Here is a 23,355-nt window from a genome sequence, read left to right as displayed (position 1 = left end):
GGTTATACTGATTTAGAGTTATTTAAAAATTTTATTTGTCTCACCATAAGCCATGTTACTGCTATTGTTAGAACCGTATATAAAATAACATACATATAAAAACTGTAAATCATTCCAGGCATTGGGGTTACAGCATCTTTAGTTTTCATTATGTTATGAATAATCCATGGTTGCCTACCTACCTCGGTAACAATCCAGCCTGCTTCTAGAGCAATAAAGCCCATAGGTGCTAATATGGTAAACAGGAGCCAAAAACGATTGTTTTGCCACCAGGTTTTCTTTTTTAAGCTTATAAAAAATAAAATACCAACAACTAAAAGAAGGGTACCAATACCGACCATGATTTGAAAGGCATAATGGACTATGGCTACATTTGGACGTACATCTTCTGGGAAGTCGTTAAGCCCTTTTACTTCTGCATTAAAATCACCAAAAGCTAGAAAGGATAGCGCTTTTGGGATTTCAATTTTATAAGATATCTCTTGTTTTTCGTTATCAACAATACCTCCAATATATAAAGGCGCACCTTTTTCTGTATGGTAGTGCGCTTCCATAGCGGCTAATTTAACAGGTTGTCTTTCAGCAATGTCTTTAGCAGAAAGATCACCACTTAAAGGTTGTAATACAGCAGCTATAGCTCCAAAAGTTATGGCTATTTTAAAGGCTTTTTTGTGTAATTCTGCTTGTCTCTTTTTGTAAACTTGAAATGCATGAATCCCAGCTACAGCAAAACCTGTAGCTGTAAAGGCAGCGAGCGTCATGTGTAGTGCCTGAGTAAACCAAGCAGGATTAAATAATGCTTTTACGGGGTCTATATTTAAAAATTCACCATTAATGTAATCAAACCCAGAAGGCGCGTTCATCCAACCATTGGCAGAAACGACTAAAATACCAGAGGCAACCCCAGAAATACCTACAATAACTCCAGTAAACCAATGGAATTTTTCAGGTAACTTGTTCCATCCGTATAAATAAAAGCCCAGTGCTAAAGCTTCAACAAAAAAGGCAGCACCTTCTAAAGAAAAAGGCATCCCAATTATAGGACCAGCGTGTTTCATAAACTCTGGCCAGAGTAACCCCAATTCAAAGGAAAGCGCGGTACCAGAAACGGCACCAGTAACAAAAAAAATGGCAACACCTTTTTGCCACGATTTTGTAAGTGTTAAATAAATAGGATTTTTAGTATTTAGCCATTTTTTATGAGCAACGACCATAAAAAAAGGCATGACCATACCAATACAAGCAAATATAATATGAAAGATTAATGTAAATGCCATTTGTAATCTGGCTGCATCTAAATTGTCCATAAAACAAGCTTTTTAAGTAGTTCTACAAAGATACTTTATATGGTACAATTTTTACGGAATAATAATGAGGAATCGTTATTATTTTTATGCTTTTAAGGTTTTAAATTTTTTAAGTATTATAAGGGGCACTTGTGTTCTTATTTATTCAATAAAAGAACTGTAAATATCGCTTGTGTTTTTTGTACTTTGCGGACTCAATAATTTATAAAAAGACTTATAACTCATGCTTTTTTCAAAAGATATAAAAAGCGCTTATTTACCTAAACGATTGGCTGTTAAGTTAAACACCAAAGGCGAGCAATTTGTAATTAAAAAACATCCATGGGTGTTTTCTAATAACATTGTTAAAATTAATGATGATGCTAAAACGGGAGATTTAGTGATTGTTTTTAGTAAGACTAAAAATAAGGTGATTGGTCTTGGGTTGTATGATGGAAATTCGCCTATTCGTATAAAAATGATTCATTGCGAAGCATCAAAGGCCGAAATTAATGCTGATTTTTTTCATCATAAAATTAAAGAGGCATATAAAAAGCGAGGTGATTTATTTAAAACAAACACGACGAGTTATCGCTTACTATTTGGTGAAAATGATGGTTTTCCAGGTTTGATAGCCGATGTATATAGTACTGTTTTAGTAGTAAAATTGTATTCTGAGATTTGGTTGCCATATTTAGAACCAATTTTAAAAAGTTTACAAGCAGTTTCTAATGCCGAAACTATAGTGATTCGTTTAAGCCGTGGGTTACAACAATCTAAAAACCATGAACTCCATGATGGTGATGTGGTTTACGGTATTTTAGAAAATGAATCTGTTAAGTTTGTTGAGCATGATGTCCAATTTTCTGCTAATGTGATTAGGGGACATAAAACGGGTTATTTTTTAGATCATAGGGATAACAGAAAGCGCGTTGGTGAATTTAGTAAAAACAAAACTGTTTTAGATGTGTTTTCTTATGCTGGAGGGTTTTCTGTGCATGCTTTATTTAATGGCGCAAAATCGGTTACAAGTTTAGATATAAGTAAACAAGCTTTAGAAATAGCATACCAAAACGGAAAACTTAATGATTATAAAGGAAAACATGTAACCATTGCTGGTGATGCCTTTGTTGAGCTTAAAAAATTAATTAAAAATAGGCAAACTTTTAATGTTGTTGTTATTGATCCGCCAAGTTTTGCAAAGCAACAGTCTGAAATTGATCTTGCCAAAAAAAAGTATGCCCAATTAGCAGAATTAGGAGTGCAATTAACAGCTAATAATGGTCTTTTAGTTTTAGCATCTTGCTCATCAAGAGTATTAGCTCCATCATTTTTTGATATTAATCTGCAAGTATTAAATAATCAACCAAGATCGTTTACTAATATCTTAAATACGTTTCATGATATAGATCACCCTGTTAGCTTTCCTGAAGGTGCTTATTTAAAATGTGGTTATTATAAATTTGAAGGATAGTCATTGTATCTTTTAGATGCAATACAAAATGGTTTTCTGTACCTACTTCATATAATAGAATAAGTTTACTTATAAGTAAATAGATGTTTATGTATAAGTAAATTATCTGTTCAGAAACCAAGATCGTTTCGTTATTAGAGCCGAGAAGGGAGAAGAAAGGAATAAGAAGATAGAAGTAAGAAGAAAGACTCGTTTTTAGTTAACTAGAAGCAGTGCTCCACAATTATATGTTAGTTCAAATTTATACGTATCGGCTTTGCGCCTCAGCGCCTTAGCGAGACAGCTACAAAAGAATCAAGATCGTTTCGTTATTAGAGCCGAGAAGGGAGAAGAATAGGGGTAAGAAGATAGAAGTAAGAAGAAAGACTCGTTTTTAATTAACCAGAAGCATGGTACTCCACAATTATATGTTAATTCAAGTTTACACATATCGGCTTTGCGCCTCAGCACCTTAGCGAGACAGTTACAAAAGAACCAAGATCGCTTCATTATTAGAACCAAGAAGAAATAACATAGAAGAAAGACTTGTTTTGAGTTAGCTAGAAACATGGTAATCCACAATTATATGTTAGTTCAAGTTTTTATACGTATCGGCTTTGCGTCTTAGCGGCTTACCAAAACCAATAAGAATCAAGATAACTAACTGTTAAAAACACCAAAAAAACAGATTCTCAAACCACCTTCATCTTTCTATAAAAACACACCTTTTTCATCGGTCTTTACAGTGATAGTTTTATCATCATTTTTAATCTTTATTTTATATTCTTGCTTTAAGGAATCTTTGTCACAATGATAATTAATAAGATAAAAATCTTCAACGATTCCCCAATTAGGAAAACGTTTTGAAATAGCTTGCATGACTACTAACGGTAATCTTACATTTTTATATTTTTCAATAGTTCTTATAATTTTTCCACTCTTATCATAAGCCGCTACTATTTTCCCTTCAGGAACGTAAAAAGAGACTTTATAAGTTTCATATTCGTCATCGTAAAGCATAGATAGTTCTGTATTTCTATAATTTAGAACTTCTTCTTCTAATTTTTTAACAGACTTAGGAGCATTCTCTGAATCTATGGCATTAAAATATTTGTAATTCACAGAAATTACTGTTTCAGGCAGTTCAATTGTTTGAGAATTAACTTGGGTGGTTAGTCCAAATAAAAATAAACCTAATATTAATTTTTTCATGATTTATTATATATAGTTTAAGAGTACTAAAATTAGTTATGCATGCATAATAAAAAAATGATAAAAGTCATAATATCAGATATTTATGATTGTTTTTAGAGAAAATTCATATAACTAATTGAATGTTAGGTATTATGCATGCATAATATTTATTATATTTGTTGAAATCAATTCCTAATAGATGTCAGTAAATCTCACCGAACTTCTAAATATAAAGCACCCAATAATTCAAGCTCCTATGTTTTTAGTGTCTAATGTCGCTATGGCTACAGAAGCGATGAAAGGAGGGATAGCTGGTTGTATTCCAGCTCTTAATTATAGAACGTTAGAAGCGTTACGTTCTGCTATAAAAGCTTTAAAGGCAAACAAAGTAGAAGGTGGGTCTTTTGGGTTTAATTTAATTGTTAACAAATCGAATGTTAAGTATAAGGGGCAATTAGAAGTACTTTGTGAAGAAGGTTGCGATTTTATTATCACCTCTTTAGGAAACCCAGAAGAAACTATTAATCAAGCAAGTAAAGTTGGTATTAAAGTGTTTTGTGATGTCGTAGATTTGAAATTCGCAAAAAAAGTAGAACAATTAGGAGCAGATGCTATTATAGCTGTTAATAATCAAGCAGGGGGGCATCGGGGTGATAAATCACCAGAAGATTTAATTAAAGAACTAAGTTCAAATTGTAACATTCCTATAATATCTGCTGGGGGAGTGGGTAATAAAATAGATATTGATACTATGTTAAGCTACGGAGCTTCAGGAGTTTCTGTTGGAAGTCCGTTTATAGCTTCTGTGGAAGCTTCAGTTACCGACGAATACAAACAAGCATGTGTTGATTATGGTGCTAAAGATATTATTATGACAGAACGTATTTCTGGAACACCATGTACAGTAATTAATACACCTTATGTTCAGAAAATAGGCACCAAACAAACCTGGTTAGAGTCTGTATTAAATAAAAACAGAACACTTAAAAAATGGGTTAAAATGATTCGGTTTTCAATAGGCATGAATGCAACAAAAAATGCTGCGACTAAAGCAACTTATAAAACTGTTTGGGTTGCAGGACCAAGCATAGAATATACTAAGGCTATTCTATCTACTAAAGAAATTATTAATCGTTTGGTTAATTAACTAAAGCTATTTTTGCAGCTCTTTTGTTTCTTTTCTCTCTTTTGTTTCCAACAAATAAGCTCAGTGTTGTACTAGCTGTTAAACCTCCTATGGTTGTAGCTAATGCTTCACCAGTATCAAACCTTTCATTTTGTATCCCACCATCGTAAACTTCTTTAGCTAAACCTGCTAATGCGGAGGTTCCTAAACTATACCAAAATGCTTTTTTCTTGTTTTTTGTTGCAATGTAAACTGCAGTATAAGTGGTTGCAGATATTAATGCACCTGCACCTAAATGTAACTTGTCGTCTCCAGAAATAAATTGAGCATTACATAAGCCTGTAAAAGAGATCATTAGAATTGTAACTACGGTTTTCATTAAATTATTGGTATTTAGTAAATTATTGGTATTTAGTTTTTTGAGTGTAATTTTATACAATATTTACTACACGATTATTAAATATTTGATGAAATACAGTTTTATTTGATTAGAGACCATTTCTTTTACCATAATAGCTATTTTTGATTATTATATATGTAATTATTATTATGCAAATAAAAACAGAATCACAGCTTCGTGAGTTATATGGTTTTCCTACAGGAAGGTCTAAAGATAAAGTGCTTTCTAATTTAGAGAAACATGCTATCCATTTTATAGAAACCTCTCCGTTTTTGGTAATGTCTACATGCAATAATAAAGGAGAATTAGATGCATCACCAAGAGGCGGCGCTCCTGGATTTGTAAAAGTGCTTAGCAAAACAGAAATAGTAATTCCAGATACGAAAGGAAATAATATAGTAGATAGTATTAGTAATATTATAGAAACAGGACGGGTAGGTTTATTGTTTTTAATACCTGGAGTGGATGAAACTTTGCGTATTAATGGACGGGCTATTATTACTACCGATACCAAATATTTAGAATTATTTACATCGGAAAATACGCTTCCAAAAGCATGCATAGTTATCACCATAGAAGACTTGTTTTTACATTGTGCCAAGGCTTTTATGCGTTCTAAATTGTGGGATGACGAGTCAAAAATTGATAAAGAGTCATTTCCAACAATGGGGCAAATGTTAAAGGATCAGTTAGGTACTTCTGAAGCGCCAGAATCTAGAGAGGATATGGTTAAGCGTTATGAAAAGGATTTATAATTGGTTCTGATCCCCCTATTAATGTATTCTTTTTAAAGTTTTTTAAGTAGATATTTTCGAGGCTACGTGTTAAAAACATATTGAAAAAAGTTTAAACTTCATTTATAATGCTATGACACATCTTTTAGCTTTAGAAAATAAAACCAAGGTTTATTTTATAGGTATATAAAATTCAGATTTAAGCTTATGTGGTTCTACTCGTTCGGGATTACTAATGTATTTCTCTCTAATAACTTCATCACGTATTTCGTAATCATTGTTTAGTAACCAGTCATTAAAAATATAATTATACACATCGGCAAAAAATTCATAGCTACCCTGATATAAGAATACGGCAAACTTACCTCCTTTAAGTGTTTTAACTCCAATATTGCCAACGGGTTCGGCATCTTTATGTATTACCAGGCAGGAATCATATCTAATTTTATCTTCATCGGTTACTTTCGGATCGTCGTACACCAAGCCTATATGTTCTATACCTGCTGTAAATAGTTTTTGTTTTTTAACTTGCCCCCAAAGCTTTTTCCAAGCTGAAGGATAATCTAAAGATTGATACGCTCCCTGCATACGAATGTAGAGGCATTTTTTGTCTTCTATATTCAGAAATTTAGGTTTTTTAATATTTAAATTTTGACTGTTTTTAATACTAGATGTTGTTCCCACGGTATTCGATTTTTTAATTGTGAATAATTTGTCTTTACGATACGCTGTTGGAGACACTCCAAAATGACTTTTAAACTTTTTAGATAAAGACGATGGTGTTTCAAAACCAACGTTATAAGCAATGCTTTCAATATCTAAAGACGTATAACGAATCATTTTCGCAGCAGTTTCTACACGTGTTCTAGAAATGTATGCCCCTATGGGTTCTCCTAATAACGCTCTGGTAATACGATGAAAATGAAACGGCGAAAAATGTGAGATCTCAGCCAGCGTTTTAATGTCTATTTTACTATCTAAATGATTGTGTATGTATTCTACAATCACATTTAGTTTTTGTTCATAAAATGCTTTGTTGGTTTGTTTCGGTGTCATTTTTAAAGTATTGATGCCACAAATGTATTCACTATTTATGATAGAAACTTTTCCAAACTTGCTGAATTATTTTTTTTGGTCTTAAAAGCAACTAATGCTTTTGGATTTCAGTTTCTAAAGTCTTTTGACACGAATATGATGAATTCAGTTTCATAAAACCCACCACTTTGAAGATTTGTAAGCCATAAATCTTGATGCGTTTTATTACGGTTTCTTTAGATGATTTTAATTGAAACTAAATTATAGATTCCTACCTGCGTAGGAATTACAATTTAAACCAAACTATTAATCAACGGCACATTCACTTCATGCACGCCATCAAATGGTATTATAGTTAGGTTATTTCCAAGTAACTCAACAGCTCTTTTAGTTTCCATAGCCATACGCTCCTCATTCAAATAGGCATCATCCTTCCCATAGATCAATGATACTTTAGCCTTTAAGAAATTTAAATCCTCGGTGACTAATTCTTTAGGAATACCACCAGAATGTAATATTAATTGACTGCATTGTAATTTTCTTTTTACTACATAACGCATGGCAATACTAACACCTTGCGAATATCCCAAAACGATTAAGTTTTTATCCTCAGGAATATTTTCAGCTTCAAAAACGGCATCTAGATAACGCATTACGTTTTCGGTTTCCGCTAAAGTGTTTTCTCTAGTTAACCAACTAGCACCAATATGTTTAAATTCTGAATGTAAATAATATTTACTACTTGCCTGTGGTGCGATAATATAATTTTCCTCAGCATTTAACTGCTTAAAATACCTTAAAAAATACCGACTCAAATACCCCATGCCATGGCACACTAACCAAACATGTTTTGTTTTACTAGTTAAAGTATTTAAAGTGGAATATGTATTTGTGGTTTGGTATGATATTTCTTTTTCGGCTGAATTCATTTATTAAATGGGTTTTGTACTTTTACAATCGAGATTAAAAATACATTATTTCTATGCAATTATCTAGAGAATCATTTATAGTAGAAGCAAATAAAGTGTGTAAAAACACGCTTATGGAAACTTTGAATATCGAATTTATAGATTTTGGTAATGACTTTGTTACAGCTAAGATGCCCGTTAATTCCAGAGTACATCAACCAGATGGCGTATTACATGGAGGGGCTACTGCTGCCTTAGCAGAAAGTGTTGGGAGTTTTGCGGCACATGTATTTTTAGATTTAGATGAAGTGTTTGTTAGAGGTATTGAAATATCAGCAAATCATGTTAAAGCCGTGAAAGAAGGCTTTGTATATGCTAAAGCAACTTTTATGCATAAAGGAAGGACGACTCAGATTTTTGATATTAGAATAACCGACGATAATGATCATTTAATTTCAATTTGTAAGTTAACAACCATTGCTTTACCAAAAAAGAAATAGTTGATGATTTTGGAAGACTTTTTTAAACGTATAGAAACGCATTACAACCACAAATTACCTTTTGTCGCTTATAGAAAACCAAATGAGAATCAAGTAAGAGGGCTATTACAACAAACAAATAATTTACATATAACAAGTGATTTCACAGAAAAAGGTTTTGTGTTTTCGCCTTTTGATGCTACAGAAAAAACAGTTTTAATCCCCTTAGAAAATTCTGAAAGCATACAAGCAGACATTGCTGTTTTAGAAGGCGATGCAAAATGTTTAGAAGTTAATAAAGAAAGTAATACAACAGAAGATTTAAAAGAAAAGCAACAACATATTAATTTAATTAAAAAAGGTGTTGAAGCGATTGCTAATAATCAATTTAAAAAAGTAGTACTCTCTAGAAAGGAAACTGTTGCAGTATCAGAATCAAATCCGATCTCTATTTTTAAAAGACTTTTAAATACTTATAAGTCGGCATTTGTGTATTGCTGGTATCATCCTAAAGTGGGGTTGTGGTTAGGAGCGACACCAGAAACGCTAATAAAAATTGAAGGCAATCGATTTTCAATCATGGCATTGGCGGGGACGCAAGATTATAATGGCACATTGGATGTTGTTTGGCAGGATAAAGAAAAAGAAGAACAACAATTTGTTACCGATTTTATACTAGATAATTTAAAACCTTCAGTAGAAAGTTTTAGAGTTTCTGATGTTGAAACCGTAAAAGCTGGAAATTTATTGCATTTAAAAACAATGATCTCAGCGCAATTAAAATCAGGATCGAATTTAAAAGAGGTCATTTCAATATTACACCCAACACCAGCGGTTTGTGGTTTGCCAAAACGTGAAGCCAAGCAGTTTATTTTAGAAAATGAACATTATAATAGAGCGTTTTACACAGGCTTTTTAGGAGAACTGAATATGGAAACCAAATTACAATCAAGATCTGCAAAACGCAATATTGAAAATAGAGCTTACACCATCAATAGAAAAAGCACCCGATTGTATGTAAATTTACGATGTATGCAATTAAAAGATACAGAAGTTATTATTTATGTTGGTGGAGGTATTACAAAACATTCTAACTTAGAAAGAGAATGGGAGGAAACCGTCTCTAAATCTTTAGTTATTAAAAACGTGTTATAGTAAAGAAACAGTTTAAATTTTATCCTTTAGTTTCTTTTGTCGTCTTAAGTCCTTCTGAAGCAAAATTTATTTAAATAGTGATGCTATTCGCCTTTGTTTTGCCTTGACAGAGAACGTAATCCACCCAAACTTATACCAAAAACAAAACTAAAACAGTTTCTAAGTTTTTTCCAAAATTTTTAAAAATCTGGAAAATAAAAATGAAACCATACTTGGGCTAAAGAAATCCATCCAGGAATATAATGGGGACGAAATAGATACGTTCTCTGTATGCGCATATAGGTGTTTTTTTTGTCATCAATATCTATAGTTTTTGGTTTTATATGGTTTAAATTTTTACTGTGATCTTTACTGGGGGGTACTTCTATCATACTCGTTTTTTAATTTTGAATAATTTGTTTTACGCTATAGTGCCTGGTCGTAAACAGACTATTTTTATAATTTGAATTATTTTTGATGCTATTTTTATTTACTTTTTATGAGTTGATGCCTTAGCATCAATCGATTAAAAACAAATAAAAAAGGCGCGAAAAGAAACAAATTTAATATTGCTGTGTTTCCGACCAGACACTATGTAGTTGGAGACCCTCCAAAATGATTTTAAACTTTTCAGATAATGATAAATATCTACAGAACCTTAGAGTCATTTTAACAGTCATTTCTATACATGTTCGGGATATGGATGTTTCAACATGGCAACATTAAATAGTAGAACAAATGTATCTGCTATATAAATGATAGACTTTTCCAATCTTGCTGAATATGTTTATTCTTAATTATTAGAACGAGATTACAGATTTCTACTTAATCAGAAATAAGAGTAATTAAAAACGTTTTGTAGCTAATATTTCTTCCTATTTCTTATTTTTGCGCTTAGATCATTACTACATGCTTTATCCAAAAATCCCACTAGCACAAACCGTTATACAGTTATGTAAAGCGAAAGGTGTTAAACATATTATTATTTCTCCTGGTAGTAGAAATGCACCACTAACTATTGGTTTTTCAAACGACGATTATTTTAAATGTTATAGTATCGTAGATGAACGCTGTGCAGCTTTTTTTGCTTTAGGAATTGCTCAACAGCTACAAGAACCAACGGCAGTTGTTTGTACCTCAGGGAGTGCGCTTTTAAATTATTATCCTGCAGTTGCAGAAGCCTTTTATAGTGATATCCCTTTAATTGTACTTTCGGCAGACAGACCAAAGCATTTAATTGGTGTTGGTGACGGACAAACCATTAATCAAAAAAACGTTTTTGAGAACCATATTTTATATGCCGCTAATTTAAAACTCGACTTAAAAGATGATGATACAAATGACGTTTTAGAAGCATTACCCATTTTCAAAAATTTAGAGAATAAGGTTGAAACCTTGCTTGGGATAAAGAAAACCATTCAAGAATACAATGAGGAAGTTATAGATAAAGCTATAAATAAGGCGCTTCTTAAAAACGGTCCTGTGCATATTAATGTTCCGTTTGATGAACCGTTATATGATATGGTACATGAATTATCTGTAAAACCAAAGCCAACGATTCCAGAAAATAAGACACTGCAAATAGAGGACGCTATTTTAGGAGATTGTATAAAGGACTGGAATGCCGCTTCAAAAAAAATGATTGTAGTTGGTGTTAATCAACCTAATCAGATAGAACAGCGTTGGTTAGACGCTTTAGCAACAGATGAAAGTGTTATAGTATTTACAGAAACAACATCAAACTTACATCATGAGGCCTTTTTTCCAAGTATAGACAAACTAATAGGACCTTTAAAGGGTGAAGCATTTAGTAAGCTTCAACCAGATATTTTACTCACATTTGGAGGTCTAATAGTTTCAAAAAAAGTAAAAGCTTTTTTAAGAACTTATAAACCACAACAACATTGGCATATCGATTTAAAGAAAGCGAATGATACTTTTTTTAGTCTAAGTAATGTTATAGAAACCACTGCGAATCACTTTTTTTCTAGATTTTTACCAGAAATAAAACCAGTTAAAAGTGATTATCATCCGTATTGGAAACGCGTAAAAGAATCGAGGGGTATTAAGCATAATAATTATTTAAAAGGGGTTGTTTTTAGTGATTTAAAAGCTTTTGATGCTATATTAGGAGCCATACCTAACGATACTGTCTTACAATTAGGGAATAGTTCTACCGTTCGTTATGCGCAATTATTCGATTTGAATAAAACATTAAACGTGTTTTGTAATCGGGGCACAAGTGGTATAGATGGTTGTACGTCTACAGCCATTGGTTGTGCCGTTGCAAACACTAAACAAACAACTTTAATAACAGGCGATTTAAGCTTTATATACGATAGTAATGCCTTGTGGAATAATTACATTCCTAATAACTTTAGAATTATTGTTATTAATAATCAAGGAGGAGGGATTTTTAGAATTCTTCCTGGACATAAAAACACCGAGAATTTTAATACTTATTTTGAAACGAATCATCATTTAACAGCAGAACATTTGTGCAAAATGTATGGTTTTAAATACGAAGCAGTTTCAGATGAGAAGGTATTAAAAACAACGTTACATTCATTTTATTCTGAAGGAGATCAACCTAAATTATTAGAAATTTTTACACCGAAAAACCTTAACGATGAGGTACTTCTAAATTATTTCAAATTTATAGGCTAAAATAATTAGTGACTTTTTCTTACTTTTTGTGTCTAAAAAACAGTTACCTTTAAAACAGTTATAAAGACGTATTTTACAAACACATTTAAAACACATTATTATGAGTAAAAGAGATGAACTTATTGCAAAGTATGCTGCAGATTTAAAAGACAAATGCGGTGTTAATGCAGACATGGATTTATTAACGAAAGTAACTATTGGATGCGGCCCTTCAATTTACAATGCCGATTCTTCAACTGTTTCTGGTTCGGACGAATCTGAATTAGCTACAGTAAAGAATAACTTTTTAATTAAAAAATTAGGGTTAAAAGATAGTGCTGATTTAGATAAAGGTATCGCTAGTGTGATGGATAAATATGGCCAATCTAACCGTAATAAGTATAGAGCAGTTGTATATTATTTGTTGACTAAGCATTTCAAAAAAGAATCAGTTTATTAGTAAATTTTCATATAGATATTTAAGTTTGGGCGCTACAATAATTGTAGCGCTTTTTTTTGCTCTGGACTTAATTTTGGATACGCATACTTATTTACAAAATCGTTTGAATTCAAGCAAAAAAACTCAACCTAATATCATTATCTTTGCCACATGATACATTTAGGACAGATAAATACATTAGAAATACTTCGTGAAACAGATCATGGTATGTATTTAATTGATGGTGAAGATAACGAAGTGTTATTACCAAATAGGTATGTACCAAAGACTTTTAAAATTTGGGAGAAACTAGAAGTTTTTGTGTATTTGGATAATGAAGAACGCCCTGTTGCCACAACAGATATGCCTTATATTAAACGGGATGATTTTGCATTATTACGTTGTAATCAAGTAACCGATTATGGTGCTTTTTTAGATTGGGGATTGGTTAAAGAACTGTTTTGCCCGTTTCAAGAACAAGCTTTTAAAATGAAACCTGGCGGTTGGTATTTGGTACATTGTTATTTAGATGAAAAGACCAATAGGCTGGTAGCTTCCAGTAAAACGAATCGATTTTTGGATAATAAGGAGCTTACAGTAAGTGAATTTGATGAGGTCGATTTAATTGTCTCGCATCCTTCAGACTTAGGAATGAATGTTATTGTAAACAAAATACATTCAGGTCTTATTTATAAAGACGCTATTTTTTCAGATCTAAGTATTGGTGATAAATTAAAAGGTCTTGTTAAGAAAATACGACCAGGAAATAAGATAGACATTACCTTAGGACAAATAGGTTATAGAAATATAGAGCCTAATGCCGAACGTATTATGCATGAACTTCATGATAATAGTGGTTATTTAAACCTTACAGATAAATCAAGTCCTGAAGCAATAAAAAACACGCTTCAAATGAGCAAGAAAAACTTCAAAAAAGCCATTGGGACTTTGTATAAGAAACGCCAAATTGAAATAAAAACAGATGGTATATATTTAGTGTAAAGAAAGTAATATATCTTTTTTTACTTTTCCGTAAATGCTATCCATTGCTTCATGAATAGTGTCGTAATTTATTTTGTTCGAATCACAGAATCTATTCTCTATTTCAGCATTTATTTTGCTTGTTATATTATGTCCAACTACAGCATAATAACATAAGTCTATAACCCGTTGCCTAAATAAGTCTGCATCTAATAACTTTACAGAATAAGAGTTTACTCTGTTAGCAATGACTCCAAATGGTCTGGAATGACCATAATAGCTTATTAGTTCATCAAAAAAATCTACAGTATTATTTATATCAATATGTACACCTTCGTTAAATTCGATGACGGCAATGTGTTTAAAAAAGAATATGTTTCCTAATTCTTTGTGTACAGATTCTACAATTTGATTTGAGAAATCAGTTTCAGCAATTTTCATATTATTATATACTTCTTTTAAGAGTTGAGAGAATGGAAGTTATAATGTTTGCTCATATATAAACAGACATGTAAATATAGTATGAGGACATAACATATTCAAGATAAAATAGTTTTCAGTTATATTATTATGAATAATTCTCTATTATACTTTATATGTTATATTTTTTTTATTTTTTTAACTAAAAAGATGGTAAATGTTTGTGTTTTTGTAGTTTAATTTATAGTATCTACGTTTCAAATTTAGTTTTTTGTCAGATGATCAACTTAGATGCCATAGTGGCTTTAGCAATTCCACCAGGAACAGATGAAATTGTCATTAATATGTTTATCTGGAAAGGGGTGCTATAAACTTTGGAGAAGATAAGTTTAAATAGGTTTTAGGAAAGTAATTAATTAATATAGATTGCTAAAAAAAGAAGACTAAGAAATAAATTAGATATAGAAGATTCGTTTCAATTGAATAAGAAAAATTTTAAAAAAGGGCTGATACTTTGTTTTGGGATCTTATGAAGTAAATCTTAAGGTTAATATGTGTAACTTGTTGTCTTTTAGTATGTAATAGTTTGTGTTTTTTTTTTAGTTTAAAGAAAATAATATATCTTTTTTTACTTTACTGTAAACATTATCAATAGCTTCATAAATACTATCGTAATTGATATTATCTGAAATACAAAAGCTGTTCTCAATCTCTGCATTCATTTTGCTTGCTTTATTATATCCAACTACAGCGTAACTACATAAATTTTTAACCTTCTCTCTAAATAAGTCTACGTCTAATAACTTTACAGAATAAGAATTTACTCTATTAGCAACTACACCAAATGGTCTGGAATCACCAAAATAGGTTTTTAGTTCATCAAAAATTTCTGAAGAATTGTTTATATCAATGTGTACGCCTTCGTTAAACTCTATTACCGCTATGTGATTAAAAAAGAATATATTTCCCAATTCTTTTTGTTTTGACTTTATTATATGATTAGAAAAATCTGATTCAATAATTTTCATATAGTACTCTTTTATTATTTACTTCAATTTATTTTATTTTAGTTTAGTTATGGTTGAAAGTTATAGTCTCTGTTTTTATACAGTTATAAAAACAGGGGGGCAAATATACTATGTATGCATAATATATACAAACCTAAATAGCTGTTAATTACGTAATTACAAATAATTAAGTATATTGCGTAATCTCTTGTGTTTTTTGTTGATTTTTCATATAAACATTGCAGATAAGTGTGTTTTATTTGTTTTTATAATGTTAATAATCAGTTCTTTAAAATTTATTATAATACTTATTTGTATGAAAAAACTTATGTAAAAATATTTTAATTTATTCATTGACGTTTATTACGTGAGTGGAGAGCTTAATATATAAGTCTGAAAGTCGCATTCAAAATTGTAAGTTGAACTACGTCTTTGTCGTGGCAGACTAACCCTAATTTTTTAATGGGATCTAGGTATAATACCTCGACTCTTGGAGCGATTCTTATTTAGGACTCAGGGATTATCCTGAGGTTTAATATCTTTTTATTTTGAAGATTAATTTTATGTAGTTTAACTTATAGGTATTAGCATTTCAAATTTAGTATTTTTGCCAAATGATTAATCAAGATACCATAGTTGCTTTAGCAACACCATCAGGAGCTGGTGCTATTGCTATTATACGCTTATCTGGAAAAGATGCCATAGACTTTGCAGAGAGTCAATTTAAATCGGTTTCAGGAAAACAATTAAGTAAACAAGCCACACATACCATTCATTTAGGACATATTATAGATGGTAACAGAACTATAGATGAAGTATTAGTATCGGTTTTTAAAAACCCTAATTCTTATACTGGCGAGCATGTTGTTGAGATTTCATGCCATGGTTCTAATTATATTCAACAAGAAATTATTCAATTATTTTTACGTCAGGGATGTAGAATGGCAACAGCTGGCGAGTTTACTTTACGAGCGTTTTTAAATGGTAAGTTAGATTTAAGTCAGGCAGAAGCAGTGGCAGATTTAATTTCTAGTGATAATGAAGCGTCGCACCAAATAGCCATGCAACAAATGCGAGGTGGTTTTTCTACAGAAATAGCAAAACTACGTGAAGAACTTTTAAATTTTGCATCTTTAATAGAATTAGAACTTGATTTTGCTGAAGAGGATGTTGAGTTTGCCGACAGAACCCAGTTTAAAGATTTAATAGAACGTATTACGTTTGTACTTAAACGTCTTATAGATTCATTTGCCGTTGGTAATGTTATTAAAAATGGTATTCCAGTAGCGATAGTAGGAGAACCTAATGTTGGTAAGTCTACACTTTTAAATGCACTTTTAAATGAGGAACGTGCTATTGTAAGTGAGATAGCAGGAACTACCAGAGATACTATTGAAGATGAAATTTCTATAGGAGGTATTGGTTTTAGGTTTATAGATACCGCAGGAATAAGAGATACTAAAGATGTTGTTGAAAGTATTGGGATAAAGAAAACCTTTGAAAAAATAGAACAAGCACAAGTTGTTGTTTATCTTTTTGAATCGGATGTCATTTCGAACGCTAGTGAGAAATCTCAAAGTATTAAGATAGAGATAGAAAAGATTAAAAATAAATATCCACAAAAGCCCTTAATTGTTATTGCCAATAAAATTGATAAACTTTCAGAAAATACTGTTGCTGTTTTAAATAAGGAGCTCTCTGTCATTTCGAATGCTAGCGAGAAAATCCATAGTCTGTTACTATCAGCAAAGCAGGGGGTAGGAGTCGAGGAGCTTAAAGCGCACTTATCAAGCTTTGTAAATACAGGCGCTTTAAGGAATAATGATACCATAGTAACTAATTCACGTCATTATGATTCTCTCTTAAAAGCATTTGAAGAAATTGATAAAGTTAAATTTGGATTAGATTCTGGTTTATCAGGCGATTTATTGGCTATAGATATTCGTCAAGCATTATACCATTTTGGTGAAATTACAGGAGAAATTACTAATGATGATTTATTGGGGAATATTTTTTCTAATTTTTGTATCGGGAAATAAATAGTCATTTTATTTGATGCTGTTTAATTCGTTTTGGTTTTAGATTGCTGTAAATAAGTATTTTATAAAAACGCACGTTTTCCTTCTCTTTCTTTTGTAGGTTTATTATTTCAATATTTTTACACCATTTTTACACCTTTTTTATTAAATTTGAAAAAGGTGTAAAAATTTACACCTTCTTTAGGTAATTTCGCCAAATTTTGCGCTTAATGACACTTAACAACATTAAATCATATATAATGATACTAAATGTATGAGTAGTAATATTCAAATAGAGAGAATTTGTGAATATTGCAACAATCCATTTATTGCGAGAACAACCAAGACAAGATATTGTTCACATAAATGTAATAGCAAGCATTATAAGGAAAGAATGAAGGTTGTTAAAATTGTAGCTAGTAATAAAGAAACTAAAGAGAAAGTAATATTTCCATTAGAAGCACTAAAAACGAAAGAGTTCTTAACCGTAAGTGAAGTTGCAACACTTCTCAGTTGCTCAAGGAGAAGTGTTTATAATTTTATTAATAATGGAAATATTGATGTGGTAAATTTGGGGCAAAGATTGATAAGAATAAAGCGGTCATCTTTAGATGAGATGTTTAGTAAAAAATAATTTATTCAAATCATAGATATGAAAATAAGTCTTAAAAAGAAGAAACTTGTTAGCGGACGTTATAGTTTATATTTAGAGTACTATAAAGGGTATTCCATAGATGAGAATGGAAAGAAAACTCACAACAGAAGCTTTGAGTATTTAAAGCTATATCTGCACGGTAATCCAATTACCGCATCTGATAAGAATGAGAACAAAGAAACATTGCAACTCGCAGAAAACATACTTACACTTAAAAAAGCAGACTTAATAAAAGGAAAATTCAGTATTGAGGATAACAATAAAGGAAAGGTTTTATTGTTAGATTACTATAACAAACTTAAAGAAGATCGGTACGAAAGTAAAGGGAATTACGATAATTGGGAAGCAGCTTTCAAGCATTTAGAGCGCTATTGTCCAGCAAATCTAAGTATTAAAGATATAGATGAGAATTTTTTAAAGGGTTATAAAAAATATCTTCATAAGGATGCTAAAACCAATGGAGATACACCATTATCTCAAAACACAAAATATACTTACTTCAATAAATTACGTGCTGTACTTAGGGAAGCTTATGCTGAAGGGTATTTGAATATAGATGTGGTTAAATCTGTTAAGGGATTTAATCATGGGGAATCAAAAAGAGAATATCTTACACATTCTGAACTGCAAGCTTTAAGTGAAACTTCTTGTAAACATATTGTTTTAAAAAGAGCTTTTATATTTAGCTGTCTTACAGGGCTTCGTTGGAGTGATATCAATAAACTAAAATGGGCTGAAGTAAGAGAAGAGGAAGAAGATTACAGGGTGATTTTTAGACAGAAGAAAACAGAAGGTCTTGAGTACCTCTATATTTCACAGCAAGCTAGAGAGTTATTAGGGGATAGAGGTAATACCAACGATAAAGTTTTCAAGGGACTAAAATATGGTGCCCATTTTAATGCTGAGATAATCAAATGGTGTATGCGTGCAGGAATTTCGAAGCACATAACATTTCATAGTGCTAGACATACAAATGCTGTATTGTTATTAGAAAATGGCGCAGATATTTATACGGTTTCAAAACGACTTGGACATAAAGAGATAAGAACGACTCAAATTTATGCTAAAATAATTGATGTCAAAATGAAAGAAGCAGCTAACAGTATTCCAGTCTTAAAAATTTCTAAAGATTAATCCATCCAACAGCATTAACAGATTATTCTATTTCTTCCAGATACGTACTGGTGATGATGATTAGTTTTACTATTTCAGGATGTATAAAAAAGTCAATCTTATCCATCTTTGAGCCGTCTTTAGATAGTTTAGCTTTCATAAGCTTGTTTTTTTTTAAGGCTCCTGTTTCCTCTGTCTGTGCTAACCAAAGAATAAAACCCGTTGCGATTAATTCAATTTTTAACTCGGTTTTTTTCATTTTGTTTATTTTTTGATGTTATAAGAAGTTACCCCATGTTTAAAAAGCCAAGAAAACCTCTTAATTTTCGATAGGCTGCTTTTTTATGATCCTTGACCGTATTGATGGATATGGATAATTGATCTGCTATCTCATTATTGGAATAATCTTCAATACTCAATCTAATAACCTGGGCCGCTTTTTCTGGCAGCTTACTAATGGCTTTATTTATAACAGTGGTGGTTTCTATAACGACACCTTCAGACATATAAAATTGGCCCGTTTCATAGGCTTCCAGATTTGCAGGCTCATAACGTTCTGTTACTCTATACTGTTTACTTTTTAAATAATTGAGACATTTATTTTTAACAGCTTTATAAAAAAAACCTGTGGCATGGTTTTCATTATGAAAAGCAATGTCATCTTCCCAGACTTTAACAAATACTTCCTGAACGACATCTTTTGCGATATCTAAATCGCTAAGGTACTTGTATGCAAACACACATAGTTCTGGGTATAAACTCTCGAAAAGCTGTTTATAACTCTTATTATTAAGCTTAAATTCTTTTCTTTTCCCTCTCATGATTTTAAATTAAAGTGTTTTCGGCTTTATCCTCTGGGTTTAGGGTTACCCTGAGATTCAATACTTTTTATTAGACCAACTTATTTGAGTAAGTCACTTTTATTGCTTCGATAAGCTCAGGATTGATAGATTAAGAGGGGGCTTTTCATTTTGAAAAGCAATTTTATCTTCCCAGACTTTAACAAATACTTCCTAGACAAAATCTATTGCGATATCTAAATCGCTAAGGTACTTGTATGCAAACACACATAATTGGGGGTGTAACTCTCGAAAAGCTGTTTGTAACTCTTATTATTTAGCTTAAATTCTTTTCTCTTCCCTCTCATGATTTTAAATTAAGGTGTTTTCGGCTTTATTCTATAGATTATTTATGATCTCATTGGTTTCAATGTAGGATTCTACATTTTTAGACACGGTATAAATACAAATCAAATTTCTGTTTTGTTTCTAAAATATCAGAGTCATTGACTAATTCGAATTGACTTTTATCTACAAGCCATTGTAGTTTTTGTCCATCTTCTGGATTATCTATTAGCGATAAATGGTTAGGATTATTTAATTTTACAGCTTCATTATAAATACCTCCAACAACAAATTCACTACTCCAGCCTGAAACCTTTATTTCTTTCGTGCCTATGCACTTAAATTTTCGTTCTGTTTTATTCATAGTATTAATTTTGTGTAGTACTCAGGGGTGCTAACAGAGTTAATAGATTAAGTGGGTTTCTTTCCATTTTTTAAATTTTTTTATACCTATCTCTTAGAACTTCTTTAAACTCATCGGAAACGGCAGCATTATATGCATCGGAACTGTAAGAACGATATTCAACAGAATCGTCTGAAGCATATTTACAGAAAACGGTAGAAGTATATTCAACAATCACAGTTCCATTACAATCTTGTTTCATTATTCGAAAAGTAATTTGTCCATTGCGTTGATCTATTCCCCAGTCAAAACCGAGGGTTTGAATCTCAACAAGTTTTTTAATTATTATATCCATTATTTCCAGTTGTTGGGTTATACCAAATAAATTTTAAAATGCGACTTAAATAATTTGAATTATATAGTGCTCAGATGAACAATGAAATTCAAGCATAGCATGAGCTACGGTTTCATTTTCTTGTGAAATATGAGTGCTCTAGAAATCGAAGATTCATGAACTCTCATATAAAAAATAAAGGATAGTGAACTAAACAAATTATAAGGTGTGTTTTAATGTTTAATTGGTATTATTCATTATACATGTTTTTTAAAAGATTAATTAATAGTTTGATTTGCTCAATACTTTTTGAAGTACCAACCTCTACATAATCATAATCTTTTCCTGGTACTCCATTTGTATTTCCACTAGTAAATGATATATTCCAATCCTCTCCTGGCATTTCTTTTCCAACATGTAACTCCGAACCTTTGCCATTAGGTAAAACAAGAACCATATCGATTTTTGTACCTCTCATCCCTATGTTTTGGAGTGCTTTTTTTGTTATCATAATATCTGCTCTTTAAGTGTTTTTAAAAAAATAGCTGCCTTGTATTCAGTTACACCCTCATAATTATAAAACTGTCGAAAATTTGTTTAATCCAAAGAATAAGACCCATTGGGTTTAATTCAATTTTTAATCTGTTTTTTTTCATTTTATTAATTTTTTTCTAGATAGAATGATTATCCTTCATTTTATGAATATTGACTAAACCAGTGTATGTATTTATACTAATACGAATTATAGATTTGTATTATGAGTGATTAAATTTCACGTTGTACCTGTCCCACTTTGAGCGAGGCTAATCTTACTAAAAAGTGGAACCTATGTTATATGTTGAAGTAGCCAAAAAATGAGATAAAAACCCATTAAAGCCTGTAATGTGTGGAAACAAAAAAAGGCGCGGAACTCAACTTATTGCATCAGAGGCACTAGTATACCCGTACACGAATAAGCGAGCCCACGCCCATAGACGTGAGCATCTTACTTATCATCTTGTGTACTTAAAAATTACTAGTTTTCTGATACAAGATTCAAAGCGAATGCTTCAATATTTTTATTTGAAGAATCGCAAATATATTTTAAAAACCAAATATAAACAAATTTTATATAGCTACAAAATTTCATTTAAAACTATTTTTTGTCGTCATATCTATTTGTCAATTTGAAATATGGCGAGATATAAGAATACAACCGTACTAAAGATTATTGGAGCAAAGATTAAGAGCCAAAGAATCAAAGAAAACTTAGAAATTGAAGATGTATCTGAAATGACTGGTTTTACTTATAACACGATCACTAATATTGAGAGTGGAGCTGAAACTTATTTTTCATATTTTATTGAAGTATGTTTTGCTTTAGGAATTCATCCTAAGGAATTAATGGATATTAAATTGACTGTAAAACCTAGGTTTGAACTTTCACCTTCCAGAATGGAAAAATCAAGATTAACTTCTAGAATAAAAGCATATATACAGAATGGATATTTTAAAACACCTCGAAAAACTAATGAAGTGGTTAAAAAACTTAAAGAAGATTATAAGATAGATGTAGAATCTAAGAATGTATCCGCAATTATAGGCAGATTTGCAAAAAACAATGTTTTAAGAATTACGAAAATTGGAAAAAGAAATCTTTATACTAACAAATAATTCTAAATTAAAACCATCGTTCTTGCAATTTGACGGCTACTTGGATTTGTTTACTACCATTGATTGAATCCTTTAATAAACGTATGCATATTAGCTAGCCAAGGAGACACTTATTATCCACCACATGTTAAAGATTATGAATCAGATATTCGCAAAAATTTAGAATTAGCAAACCAACTTTTACCCGCCTGAAGAAGTTGGGTTTTTAGATGAAGCCTATAAACTTTTTATACAGAAATCTTAAAACTAGCGTTTTTAAATTCTTTTTTAGCCGTCCATGCTCTTTTTTATTGTTAATAACTTACAATATCGCTCAAAAAGACCTATTTGACCAAAATTTTAAATAGTACCATTTGGTATCATAGAAGTATATATAATATTGCAATCTAAAATGCTTCATAAAATTTAGTTCTATTTAGTTTTGTTTGAATTAGTGTGTTGTTTATCAATATTTTGTGAATAACTATTTTGCCTTCTTTCTTCTTTCAATAACCACGTTTTATACTTTTATTTCCATCATCCCATAAGGGAAAACAAAAGCGCTTTTGTTCATTTTATAAATCTAAAAACAATAAAAATGGACAATCTTTTAATCCTTGAACGACTAGATCGTTTAGAAAAACTACTTATAGGCAGTAAAGAGGTATTAACCTTTGATGAAGCCTGTGATTATACAGGTATTTCTAGAAGTTACCTTTATAAATTGACCGCCTCAGGAAGAATTCCACACTCCAAACCCAATGGTAAAATGCTCTTTTTTGAGAAAACGAAGCTTGTGGATTGGTTACTTCAGAATAAGCGCAAATCAAAACACGAAATCGAAGCAGAAGCTTTGACTTATGCCATGCATCATAAAGTACGATAGGGGAACTC

26 protein-coding genes are annotated in these 23,355 nt (G+C 31.2%); 13 read left to right on the top strand and 13 right to left on the bottom strand.

What is annotated here, in order from left to right; translation table 11 throughout:
* Nucleotides 1–2 precede the first annotated feature (2 nt).
* Nucleotides 3–1,307 carry a cytochrome ubiquinol oxidase subunit I gene (locus Q4Q40_RS19010; RefSeq protein WP_303303577.1) on the bottom strand — a complete coding sequence of 435 codons (1,305 nt, stop codon included), beginning with the start codon at nt 1,305–1,307 and terminating at the stop codon, nt 3–5.
* Between the two features lie 223 nt (nt 1,308–1,530).
* On the opposite strand from Q4Q40_RS19010, the gene Q4Q40_RS19005 reads away from it, so the two are divergent.
* Nucleotides 1,531–2,760 (top strand): class I SAM-dependent rRNA methyltransferase, encoded by a 1,230-nt coding sequence (locus Q4Q40_RS19005; protein WP_303303576.1) that lies wholly within the window; start codon nt 1,531–1,533, stop codon nt 2,758–2,760.
* A gap of 690 nt (nt 2,761–3,450) precedes the next feature.
* On the opposite strand, the gene Q4Q40_RS19000 is transcribed toward Q4Q40_RS19005, so the two are convergent.
* Nucleotides 3,451–3,951 carry a nicotinate-nucleotide adenylyltransferase gene (locus tag Q4Q40_RS19000; RefSeq protein WP_303303575.1) on the bottom strand — a complete coding sequence of 167 codons (501 nt, stop codon included), beginning with the start codon at nt 3,949–3,951 and terminating at the stop codon, nt 3,451–3,453.
* 181 nt (nt 3,952–4,132) lie between these two features.
* On the opposite strand from Q4Q40_RS19000, the gene Q4Q40_RS18995 reads away from it, so the two are divergent.
* Complete coding sequence (locus Q4Q40_RS18995; RefSeq protein WP_303303574.1) at nt 4,133–5,080, top strand: NAD(P)H-dependent flavin oxidoreductase; 948 nt, start codon at nt 4,133–4,135, stop codon at nt 5,078–5,080.
* Here Q4Q40_RS18995 and Q4Q40_RS18990 read toward each other — a convergent pair.
* Nucleotides 5,073–5,438: a hypothetical protein gene (locus Q4Q40_RS18990; RefSeq protein ID WP_303303573.1), complete on the bottom strand. Its 366-nt coding sequence runs from the start codon at nt 5,436–5,438 to the stop codon at nt 5,073–5,075. The two genes, Q4Q40_RS18995 and Q4Q40_RS18990, sit on opposite strands and share 8 nt — an antisense overlap.
* 170 nt (nt 5,439–5,608) lie before the next feature.
* Between Q4Q40_RS18990 and Q4Q40_RS18985 the strand changes: the two genes are divergently transcribed.
* Complete coding sequence (locus Q4Q40_RS18985) at nt 5,609–6,214, top strand: pyridoxamine 5'-phosphate oxidase family protein (RefSeq protein ID WP_303303572.1); 606 nt, start codon at nt 5,609–5,611, stop codon at nt 6,212–6,214.
* 150 nt (nt 6,215–6,364) lie between these two features.
* Here Q4Q40_RS18985 and Q4Q40_RS18980 read toward each other — a convergent pair whose 3' ends face one another.
* Complete coding sequence (locus Q4Q40_RS18980; protein WP_303303571.1) at nt 6,365–7,249, bottom strand: AraC family transcriptional regulator; 885 nt, start codon at nt 7,247–7,249, stop codon at nt 6,365–6,367.
* A 272-nt stretch (nt 7,250–7,521) separates the two neighbouring features.
* Complete coding sequence (locus Q4Q40_RS18975) at nt 7,522–8,157, bottom strand: alpha/beta hydrolase (protein WP_303303570.1); 636 nt, start codon at nt 8,155–8,157, stop codon at nt 7,522–7,524.
* A gap of 53 nt (nt 8,158–8,210) precedes the next feature.
* Between Q4Q40_RS18975 and Q4Q40_RS18970 the strand changes: the two genes are divergently transcribed.
* Entirely contained in the window at nt 8,211–8,636 is a 426-nt protein-coding gene (locus Q4Q40_RS18970; protein ID WP_303303569.1) for a PaaI family thioesterase, read from the top strand.
* A 3-nt stretch (nt 8,637–8,639) separates the two neighbouring features.
* The gene (locus Q4Q40_RS18965; RefSeq protein ID WP_303303567.1) at nt 8,640–9,770 is read left to right on the top strand and encodes a chorismate-binding protein; all 1,131 of its coding nucleotides are present in this window, start codon (nt 8,640–8,642) and stop codon (nt 9,768–9,770) included.
* Between the two features lie 179 nt (nt 9,771–9,949).
* On the opposite strand, the gene Q4Q40_RS18960 is transcribed toward Q4Q40_RS18965, so the two are convergent.
* Nucleotides 9,950–10,141 (bottom strand): hypothetical protein, encoded by a 192-nt coding sequence (locus tag Q4Q40_RS18960; RefSeq protein WP_303303565.1) that lies wholly within the window; start codon nt 10,139–10,141, stop codon nt 9,950–9,952.
* 517 nt (nt 10,142–10,658) lie between these two features.
* Here Q4Q40_RS18960 and menD point away from each other — a divergent pair.
* From menD to Q4Q40_RS18945, 3 genes are all read left to right on the top strand, one after another.
* Nucleotides 10,659–12,416 (top strand): 2-succinyl-5-enolpyruvyl-6-hydroxy-3-cyclohexene-1-carboxylate synthase, encoded by a 1,758-nt coding sequence (gene menD, locus Q4Q40_RS18955; protein ID WP_303303564.1) that lies wholly within the window; start codon nt 10,659–10,661, stop codon nt 12,414–12,416.
* Between the two features lie 100 nt (nt 12,417–12,516).
* Nucleotides 12,517–12,855, top strand: a complete 339-nt coding sequence (locus tag Q4Q40_RS18950; RefSeq protein ID WP_303303563.1) for a DUF2853 family protein — start codon at nt 12,517–12,519, stop codon at nt 12,853–12,855.
* Nucleotides 12,856–13,005: 150 nt separating this feature from the next.
* Nucleotides 13,006–13,836, top strand: a complete 831-nt coding sequence (locus tag Q4Q40_RS18945; RefSeq protein ID WP_303303562.1) for a CvfB family protein — start codon at nt 13,006–13,008, stop codon at nt 13,834–13,836.
* On the opposite strand, the gene Q4Q40_RS18940 is transcribed toward Q4Q40_RS18945, so the two are convergent.
* Together Q4Q40_RS18940 and Q4Q40_RS18935 are read right to left on the bottom strand one after the other, a co-directional pair.
* Nucleotides 13,828–14,256, bottom strand: coding sequence for a hypothetical protein (locus Q4Q40_RS18940; protein ID WP_303303560.1), 429 nt, complete (start codon nt 14,254–14,256; stop codon nt 13,828–13,830). The two genes, Q4Q40_RS18945 and Q4Q40_RS18940, sit on opposite strands and share 9 nt — an antisense overlap.
* Nucleotides 14,257–14,834: 578 nt before the next feature.
* Nucleotides 14,835–15,263, bottom strand: coding sequence for a hypothetical protein (locus Q4Q40_RS18935; protein WP_303303559.1), 429 nt, complete (start codon nt 15,261–15,263; stop codon nt 14,835–14,837).
* A 593-nt stretch (nt 15,264–15,856) separates the two neighbouring features.
* Between Q4Q40_RS18935 and mnmE the strand changes: the two genes are divergently transcribed.
* The 3 genes from mnmE (at nt 15,857) to Q4Q40_RS18920 (ending at nt 19,049) form a co-directional block, all read left to right on the top strand.
* Nucleotides 15,857–17,281, top strand: coding sequence for a tRNA uridine-5-carboxymethylaminomethyl(34) synthesis GTPase MnmE (gene mnmE, locus Q4Q40_RS18930; RefSeq protein WP_303303558.1), 1,425 nt, complete (start codon nt 15,857–15,859; stop codon nt 17,279–17,281).
* Between the two features lie 373 nt (nt 17,282–17,654).
* Complete coding sequence (locus tag Q4Q40_RS18925) at nt 17,655–17,894, top strand: helix-turn-helix domain-containing protein (RefSeq protein ID WP_303303557.1); 240 nt, start codon at nt 17,655–17,657, stop codon at nt 17,892–17,894.
* A gap of 18 nt (nt 17,895–17,912) precedes the next feature.
* Complete coding sequence (locus Q4Q40_RS18920; RefSeq protein WP_303303556.1) at nt 17,913–19,049, top strand: tyrosine-type recombinase/integrase; 1,137 nt, start codon at nt 17,913–17,915, stop codon at nt 19,047–19,049.
* A gap of 22 nt (nt 19,050–19,071) precedes the next feature.
* Here the strand turns inward: Q4Q40_RS18920 and Q4Q40_RS18915 are convergent, their stop codons facing one another.
* The 5 genes from Q4Q40_RS18915 to Q4Q40_RS18895 form a co-directional block, all read right to left on the bottom strand.
* A complete protein-coding gene (locus Q4Q40_RS18915) occupies nt 19,072–19,287 on the bottom strand; it encodes a hypothetical protein (protein ID WP_303303555.1) in 216 nt (71 codons plus the stop codon).
* A gap of 28 nt (nt 19,288–19,315) precedes the next feature.
* A complete protein-coding gene (locus Q4Q40_RS18910) occupies nt 19,316–19,849 on the bottom strand; it encodes an RNA polymerase sigma-70 factor (RefSeq protein WP_303303554.1) in 534 nt (177 codons plus the stop codon).
* A gap of 406 nt (nt 19,850–20,255) precedes the next feature.
* A complete protein-coding gene (locus Q4Q40_RS18905) occupies nt 20,256–20,516 on the bottom strand; it encodes a hypothetical protein (RefSeq protein WP_303303553.1) in 261 nt (86 codons plus the stop codon).
* Nucleotides 20,517–20,586: 70 nt separating this feature from the next.
* Nucleotides 20,587–20,757, bottom strand: a complete 171-nt coding sequence (locus Q4Q40_RS18900; RefSeq protein WP_303303551.1) for a hypothetical protein — start codon at nt 20,755–20,757, stop codon at nt 20,587–20,589.
* A gap of 322 nt (nt 20,758–21,079) precedes the next feature.
* Nucleotides 21,080–21,340 carry a hypothetical protein gene (locus Q4Q40_RS18895; RefSeq protein ID WP_303303550.1) on the bottom strand — a complete coding sequence of 87 codons (261 nt, stop codon included), beginning with the start codon at nt 21,338–21,340 and terminating at the stop codon, nt 21,080–21,082.
* A gap of 662 nt (nt 21,341–22,002) precedes the next feature.
* Here Q4Q40_RS18895 and Q4Q40_RS18890 point away from each other — a divergent pair.
* Nucleotides 22,003–22,482: a helix-turn-helix domain-containing protein gene (locus Q4Q40_RS18890; protein ID WP_303303549.1), complete on the top strand. Its 480-nt coding sequence runs from the start codon at nt 22,003–22,005 to the stop codon at nt 22,480–22,482.
* Nucleotides 22,483–23,059: 577 nt separating this feature from the next.
* The gene (locus tag Q4Q40_RS18885) at nt 23,060–23,347 is read left to right on the top strand and encodes a helix-turn-helix domain-containing protein (RefSeq protein WP_303303548.1); all 288 of its coding nucleotides are present in this window, start codon (nt 23,060–23,062) and stop codon (nt 23,345–23,347) included.
* Nucleotides 23,348–23,355: the final 8 nt, after the last annotated feature.

Origin of the sequence: Flavivirga jejuensis (assembly GCF_030540765.1) — a bacterium.
GTDB classification, from domain to species: Bacteria; Bacteroidota; Bacteroidia; order Flavobacteriales; family Flavobacteriaceae; genus Flavivirga; species Flavivirga jejuensis.
The sequence above is the reverse complement of the archived record's forward strand: the minus strand, read 5'-3'. Positions and strand labels throughout refer to the sequence as shown.

Excerpts from the sequence above, each read along its gene's own strand:
- Q4Q40_RS19010 (WP_303303577.1), bottom strand. The coding sequence starts at position 1,307 with ATGGACAATTTAGATGCAGCCAGATTACAAATGGCATTTACATTAATC.
- Q4Q40_RS19005 (WP_303303576.1), top strand. The coding sequence starts at position 1,531 with ATGCTTTTTTCAAAAGATATAAAAAGCGCTTATTTACCTAAACGATTG.
- Q4Q40_RS19000 (WP_303303575.1), bottom strand. The coding sequence starts at position 3,951 with ATGAAAAAATTAATATTAGGTTTATTTTTATTTGGACTAACCACCCAA.
- Q4Q40_RS18995 (WP_303303574.1), top strand. The coding sequence starts at position 4,133 with ATGTCAGTAAATCTCACCGAACTTCTAAATATAAAGCACCCAATAATT.
- Q4Q40_RS18990 (WP_303303573.1), bottom strand. The coding sequence starts at position 5,438 with ATGAAAACCGTAGTTACAATTCTAATGATCTCTTTTACAGGCTTATGT.
- Q4Q40_RS18985 (WP_303303572.1), top strand. The coding sequence starts at position 5,609 with ATGCAAATAAAAACAGAATCACAGCTTCGTGAGTTATATGGTTTTCCT.
- Q4Q40_RS18980 (WP_303303571.1), bottom strand. The coding sequence starts at position 7,249 with ATGACACCGAAACAAACCAACAAAGCATTTTATGAACAAAAACTAAAT.
- Q4Q40_RS18975 (WP_303303570.1), bottom strand. The coding sequence starts at position 8,157 with ATGAATTCAGCCGAAAAAGAAATATCATACCAAACCACAAATACATAT.
- Q4Q40_RS18970 (WP_303303569.1), top strand. The coding sequence starts at position 8,211 with ATGCAATTATCTAGAGAATCATTTATAGTAGAAGCAAATAAAGTGTGT.
- Q4Q40_RS18965 (WP_303303567.1), top strand. The coding sequence starts at position 8,640 with ATGATTTTGGAAGACTTTTTTAAACGTATAGAAACGCATTACAACCAC.
- Q4Q40_RS18960 (WP_303303565.1), bottom strand. The coding sequence starts at position 10,141 with ATGATAGAAGTACCCCCCAGTAAAGATCACAGTAAAAATTTAAACCAT.
- menD (WP_303303564.1), top strand. The coding sequence starts at position 10,659 with ATGCTTTATCCAAAAATCCCACTAGCACAAACCGTTATACAGTTATGT.
- Q4Q40_RS18950 (WP_303303563.1), top strand. The coding sequence starts at position 12,517 with ATGAGTAAAAGAGATGAACTTATTGCAAAGTATGCTGCAGATTTAAAA.
- Q4Q40_RS18945 (WP_303303562.1), top strand. The coding sequence starts at position 13,006 with ATGATACATTTAGGACAGATAAATACATTAGAAATACTTCGTGAAACA.
- Q4Q40_RS18940 (WP_303303560.1), bottom strand. The coding sequence starts at position 14,256 with ATGAAAATTGCTGAAACTGATTTCTCAAATCAAATTGTAGAATCTGTA.
- Q4Q40_RS18935 (WP_303303559.1), bottom strand. The coding sequence starts at position 15,263 with ATGAAAATTATTGAATCAGATTTTTCTAATCATATAATAAAGTCAAAA.
- mnmE (WP_303303558.1), top strand. The coding sequence starts at position 15,857 with ATGATTAATCAAGATACCATAGTTGCTTTAGCAACACCATCAGGAGCT.
- Q4Q40_RS18925 (WP_303303557.1), top strand. The coding sequence starts at position 17,655 with ATGAAGGTTGTTAAAATTGTAGCTAGTAATAAAGAAACTAAAGAGAAA.
- Q4Q40_RS18920 (WP_303303556.1), top strand. The coding sequence starts at position 17,913 with ATGAAAATAAGTCTTAAAAAGAAGAAACTTGTTAGCGGACGTTATAGT.
- Q4Q40_RS18915 (WP_303303555.1), bottom strand. The coding sequence starts at position 19,287 with ATGAAAAAAACCGAGTTAAAAATTGAATTAATCGCAACGGGTTTTATT.
- Q4Q40_RS18910 (WP_303303554.1), bottom strand. The coding sequence starts at position 19,849 with ATGAGAGGGAAAAGAAAAGAATTTAAGCTTAATAATAAGAGTTATAAA.
- Q4Q40_RS18905 (WP_303303553.1), bottom strand. The coding sequence starts at position 20,516 with ATGAATAAAACAGAACGAAAATTTAAGTGCATAGGCACGAAAGAAATA.
- Q4Q40_RS18900 (WP_303303551.1), bottom strand. The coding sequence starts at position 20,757 with ATGAAACAAGATTGTAATGGAACTGTGATTGTTGAATATACTTCTACC.
- Q4Q40_RS18895 (WP_303303550.1), bottom strand. The coding sequence starts at position 21,340 with ATGATAACAAAAAAAGCACTCCAAAACATAGGGATGAGAGGTACAAAA.
- Q4Q40_RS18890 (WP_303303549.1), top strand. The coding sequence starts at position 22,003 with ATGGCGAGATATAAGAATACAACCGTACTAAAGATTATTGGAGCAAAG.
- Q4Q40_RS18885 (WP_303303548.1), top strand. The coding sequence starts at position 23,060 with ATGGACAATCTTTTAATCCTTGAACGACTAGATCGTTTAGAAAAACTA.